The sequence below is a fragment of the Mesorhizobium sp. M7A.F.Ca.CA.002.04.1.1 genome, assembly GCF_004022805.1.
GTDB lineage: Bacteria > Pseudomonadota > Alphaproteobacteria > Rhizobiales > Rhizobiaceae > Mesorhizobium > Mesorhizobium ciceri.
Genome location: NZ_RZPL01000573.1, coordinates 1 through 3,827, shown reverse-complemented (window position 1 = coordinate 3,827; position 3,827 = coordinate 1). Strand labels below are relative to the sequence as shown.

Genomic DNA, 3,827 nt, shown 5'->3' with positions numbered 1-3,827 from the left:
GTGATAGCCTCGCCATTACCGACACGCTGACGGGCGAACAACTGCCGGTACGGGCGCAATTGGTCATCAACGCTACTGGCGGCTGGATCGACCTGACCAACAAGGCCATCGGGGCGGCGGCGCAGACGATGATGGGCGGCACCAAGGGCTCGCATCTCATCGTCGACAATGCAGAACTGTTCGACGCGCTCGGCGGCCATATGGTCTATTACGAGAACGAGGACGGGCGCATCTGCATCCTGTTTCCCTATCTCGGCAAGGTGCTGATCGGCTCGACCGACATCCGGGTCGACGATCCGGACAAGGTGCGTTGCGAGGAGGACGAGCAGCGCTACATCCTGCAGTCGCTCGCCTTTGTATTCCCCTCGATCAAAGTAGCTGAAAACCAGATCGTGTTCCGCTTCGCCGGCGTGCGACCCTTGCCCGCCAGCGAGGACAGTTTTACCAGCCGCATACCGCGCGATCATTTTTGCGAGTTCGTAGAAGCGAGCGGGCACCTGCCGGCGACACTGTGCATGGTCGGAGGCAAGTGGACCACCTTCCGTTCGTTTGGAGCGCTGGCCGCCGACATGGCACTGAAGCGGCTCGGCCTCGCGCGCAGCCAGGGCACGCAGGACATGGCCATCGGTGGCGGCCGTGATTTTCCGGCCGACCCGGACGCCTGGTGCGCGTCATTCGCCGCCGAGCATGGCCTGACGGTCGAGCGCGCGCAAACGCTTCTGCAGCGCTATGGCACGTCGGCCAGGGATTTCGTTTCGCACCCGGCGGGCGAACAGATGCTGCCGCAGTCGGACTATTCGGCAAGCGAGATGGGGCGCATCATCGAGCGCGAGCAGGTCGAGTGCCTTGCCGACCTGTTCTTGCGCCGCACCACCATCGCCATTTCAGGCGGTCTCAGCTTCGACCTCGTCAACGCCGTTCTCGACATGCTGGCGGCGCACAAGGACTGGAGCGCCAGCGAGGCTGCCACCGAGCGCTCGACCTTCCTCGCCTTGCTGGCCGACCGGCACGGCATCGACCTCCAGACACATCAAAGGAGCGCCCTATGCGCGTAAACAAGAAAGTCCGTATGAACCGGCTGTTCGGCGGCGGCCGCTGCCTCGACGTCGCCATCGATCATGGCGTCTGCAACGAGCCGAGTTTCCTTGCCGGGCTGGAAGACATGGCCAGCGTGGTCAACCAGCTGGTCAAGGCCGGCCCCGACGCCATCCAGATGAACTACGGCCAGGCCGACCTGCTGCAGGCCGTGCCTGGCAAGGACAAGCCGGCGCTGGTGATGCGCATCGACATGGGCAATCCCTATAACAGGATACGCCACCGGGCGATGTGGGCGGTGCTGCAGAACGAAGCCGAGCCCTTGCTTGGCGCCATCGAGATGGATGCGGCTTGCGTCGTGGTCAATCTGTTCATGCTACCCGACGAGCCGGACCTGTTCCGGCAATGCGTGCAGAACATCGCCCGCGTGCGCGCCGATTGCGAGAAATACGGCCTGCCGCTGATGATCGAGCCGCTGGCCATGCTGCCGGTCACCGAGCATGGCGGCTACATGGTCGACGGCGACGCCGATAAGATCGTCACCTTGACCCGGCTTGCCCGCGAGATGGGTGCCGATATCGTCAAGGCCGACCCGACCACCGATCCCAACGACTTCCACCGCGTTGTCGAGGCGGCGCGCTGCCCGGTGCTGGTGCGCGGCGGCGGCAAGGAGGATCTGCGTGCCGTGTTCGACAAGTCGGCCGCCTTGATGGCACAGGGTGCGCTTGGCATGGTCTATGGCCGCAACATCTACCAGCATGCCAACCCGAGCGCTGTCGTGCGCGGGCTGATGGCAATCATTCACGACGATGCCGATGGCGGCGCAGCCTGGGATCTGTACAACCAGGCATAGGCTGCGGCCTCGGGAGGCGCCAATGGCAAGCTATATCCTCGGTCTCGATGCCGGCAACACCGTCATCAAGGCCATCCTCTTCGACCTGTCGGGCCGCGAACTGGCATTCGCCGCCCGTGACGGCCGCTCGTCCATGCCAAAGCCCGGACATGTCGAACGCGACCTCGACGAACTCTGGCGCAATGCGGTCTCGGTCATTGGTCAATGCATCGCTGAAGCCGGTATCGACGCCGGCGAGATCGTCGCCATCGGCTGCGCCGGCCATGGCAACGGGCTCTACGCGCTCGATCGTGCGGGCGCGCCATTGATCGGCATCCAGTCGCTCGACACACGCGCCGTCGACATCGTTGCCGAATGGGCAGAACAGAATGTCGGCGACCGCACCTACGCACATTGCCTGCAGCGGCCGTGGGCGGCGCAGACGCCGACCCTGCTTGCCTGGCTCAAGCGCTTTTCGCCGGCTTTGTTTGCCAGCATCGGAACTGTGTTCTTGTGCAAGGATTTCGTCGTCAACCGCCTGACAGGTGCGCGCAGCAGCGATACTTCAGATATGTCGGGCTGCGGCCTGCTGCAGATGCAGGACCGCCGCTACGAGCCGGACCTGCTTGCCGCCTATGGGCTCGGCGATTGCATGGACCTACTGCCGCCAGTGCTGGAATCGGCCGACATTGCCGGCCATGTCAGCGCGGAGGTGGCGGCCCTGACGGGACTGCGCGCCGGCACGCCGGTCGTTGCCGGGCTGTTCGATGTCGTCGCCAGCGCGGTCGGTTCGGGCGTGACCAGAACCGGTGCCGCCTCGGTCATCGCCGGAACCTGGAGCATCAACCAGGTCATCACCGACAAGCCGATCCGCGACCCTTCGATCTTCATGCTGTCGACTTTCGATCGCCAGCGCTATCTGGCGATCGAATCCAGTGCCACCTCGGCCGCCAATCTCGAATGGATCGTTCGCGAATTCCTCGAACATGGCGGCGAAGCCGGCAAGTCGCCATTCGAATTGTGCAGCGAACTGGTGGCGTCCGTCGATCCCAACAGCGACATCCCGATCTATCATCCCTTCCTTTATGGCTCGCAGCAGAATGGCCATGCGCGCGCCGGCTTCTACGGCATCGCCGGCTGGCACAGCCGAGCCCATCTGCTGCGTGCGCTGTTCGAGGGGGTCGCCTTCGAGCACAAGCGCCATGTCGAGACCTTGCACAAAGCGGGCGCCGATTTCGACCAGGTGGTGTTGTCCGGCGGCGGCTCGCGCAGCAGCGTCTGGCCGCAGATTTTCGCCGATGTGCTCGGCGTGCCCGTCACCGTGGCGCGCAGCCGCGAAACCGGCGCGCTGGGAGCGGCGATCGCGGCGGGCACCGGCGTCGGCATTTTCGCGGACTACCGTGCCGGTGCAACCGCCATGACAGCGGCCGCCCGACATTTTGTACCCAACGAGACGGTTGCTCACGCATACGCACGGCGGTATCGACTCTATGGCGAGATTAACCAGGCGATGACCCCGATGTGGGAGCGCATCGCCGGACAGCAGGCGCGCACGTGACCGAAGCTTCACCGTCTCCGTTCGGCAGTTACGACTACGTCATCGTCGGTGCCGGCTCCGCCGGCTGCGTGCTCGCCAACCGGCTCTCGGCCGATCCGCGCAACAAGGTGCTGCTGCTCGAGGCCGGCGGCAGCGACCGCTATCACTGGGTCGATATCCCGATCGGCTATCTCTTCTGCATGGGCAACCCGCGTACCGACTGGATGATGAAGACCGAGCCGGAAGCCGGTCTCAACGGACGCAGCCTCAACTATCCGCGCGGCAAGGTGCTCGGCGGCTGTTCATCGATCAACGGCATGATCTACATGCGCGGCCAGGCTGCCGACTATGATGGCTGGCGCCAGGCCGGCAATGCCGGCCTGGCGCCAGCCATCATAGTCGGCAGCCTGGCCGCGCATGTAG

General features: G+C 64.6%; 4 protein-coding genes. All 4 read left to right on the top strand.

Annotated elements, in window-relative coordinates:
• A partial coding sequence (locus ENZ75_RS24500; RefSeq protein ID WP_128278373.1) for an FAD-dependent oxidoreductase occupies positions 1-1,055 on the top strand: 1,055 nt, incomplete at its 5' end.
• 14 nt (positions 1,056-1,069) lie between these two features.
• Positions 1,070-1,888: an aldolase gene (locus ENZ75_RS24495; protein ID WP_024504448.1), complete on the top strand. Its 819-nt coding sequence runs from the start codon at positions 1,070-1,072 to the stop codon at positions 1,886-1,888.
• Positions 1,889-1,910: 22 nt separating this feature from the next.
• Entirely contained in the window at positions 1,911-3,425 is a 1,515-nt protein-coding gene (locus ENZ75_RS24490; protein ID WP_128278372.1) for an FGGY-family carbohydrate kinase, read from the top strand.
• A partial coding sequence (locus ENZ75_RS24485) for a GMC family oxidoreductase N-terminal domain-containing protein (protein ID WP_206617092.1) occupies positions 3,422-3,827 on the top strand: 406 nt, incomplete at its 3' end. The genes ENZ75_RS24490 and ENZ75_RS24485, both read left to right, overlap by 4 nt.